The sequence below is a fragment of the Chromatiales bacterium genome (assembly GCA_020445605.1).
In the GTDB taxonomy this organism is placed as follows: Bacteria; Pseudomonadota; Gammaproteobacteria; order JAGRGH01; family JAGRGH01; genus JAGRGH01.
Genome location: JAGRGH010000029.1, coordinates 1 through 1,433, shown reverse-complemented (window position 1 = coordinate 1,433; position 1,433 = coordinate 1). Strand labels below are relative to the sequence as shown.

At 55.5% G+C, this 1,433-nt stretch carries 2 protein-coding genes; both read right to left on the bottom strand.

What is annotated here, in order from left to right; genetic code table 11:
- A partial coding sequence (locus tag KDG50_04685; GenBank protein ID MCB1864701.1) for a hypothetical protein occupies positions 1-856 on the bottom strand: 856 nt, incomplete at its 3' end.
- Positions 846-1,433, bottom strand: a 588-nt coding sequence (locus KDG50_04680; GenBank protein MCB1864700.1) for a hypothetical protein, incomplete at its 5' end; no start/stop codon positions are given. The genes KDG50_04680 and KDG50_04685, both read right to left, overlap by 11 nt.

Here is a 1,433-nt window from a genome sequence, read left to right as displayed (position 1 = left end):
GCCCTTGAATGAGGAATCCGAACCTTGTGGCCTTCTCTGTGGGGAAATAAACAACCAGGGGAGAATCCTTAACTTTGACTATACGTTCGGGATTCTTTCCGGCCTTGTCTTCTGCCTCCAGCCGGAAGCTGACCTCAACACGCACAGTTTCCGAATTCCCCGGTACGGGTACCGGTCGTTCAAAAATGAGCCAGTTTTCCTCCTCGTCCTTGCCGTTGTTTTGACCGATGACGCTGACTTGTCGGGCGGATCCTCGGGCGATTTCCTCGCGCAGATACACCCCGCCTTTTGAGTTTGGCAGCCTGTACTCGATTTCGTTGATCCTTCTGAGGAACAAAAGTGTTCTGGCGCTCAGGTTGCGGAGGCGAGCGCCGATTTCCTTGCTTGCGGTCTCTGGCGCTATTTCTTCAGTATTGAAGGGGAAGACAAAGAGCGTGGTCCAGGAGTTACCGGCTGGCTTGGAGGTCACCGCGTAAGGGCGCACGTAGTTCTCTATCCTGAAACCTTCTCCGCCGGAGTGGACTTCCGGAGTAGCCGTGTAGGCGTAGACCGACTTGAAGCCGATCCCGAACTTTCCAATTTGCGTCAGATCCTCGGCTTTGGTTCCTTCTCCGACACCGCAGACCCCTCTGACATCCCGCTCATTGAAAAGACGGCCGTCATGGGTAACCTCCAGCCTGTCGTCGAAAAGGCTAAAAAGTATTCGGGTAGCGCCCGCATCCTCTGCATTCTGAAGAAGCTCGAAAACGAAATGTGTTCGATCTGTGTACAGTCGGCCCAGAAAGGACAGGTGGCGGGTCCCTTGACCGTACTCACGGATATTGTCCTCTCGTATCTTGTCGTAGTCAGTCGGCATTGGCGCTTCCCCCGGAAACATGCATCACACCATACGCAACCGGACCGGCGACGATATCCGCTCTCTCCAGAGCGATGTCCAGCTCTTGGATTCGCCTTGCGTAGTCCGCCTCTGCGGCGGCGATTTGAGATCGACGCATTTTCTGAATCTTCTCGTTGGTCGCTTGGCTGAGCTGTTCTTCCAGAAGAGCGATCCGCGCCCGGTGACTGGTGGACAGGCTCTCCCGCCGGTACTCTGCCAGTTCCTGGGTCTTTTGCCGGTGCCTGCTTCTTGCATCGTTCCACAAGCTGTAGTGCTGGGCGTCCAAGTCGTCCCACACTGAAGCGCCAAGGACGTCTGGCATAGGGCCAGGACAATCCGCCGCACTCTCTAAAAGGCGACCAAGATGGTCGGTCACCATGGCGTTCGAGGCGATAGGCTTAAGCACCAAGTCCTCCCTGATGCCGTGGAAGCGCCACTGGTAAATGGCGAATTCGTAGCGCCCAATAGGTATCTCGTTCGACACTACCTCCAGATTGGTTATGACCCGTTGTTTGGTATCAAATGACAGGGCCGCCTGTTTGACCAATGGATGGAG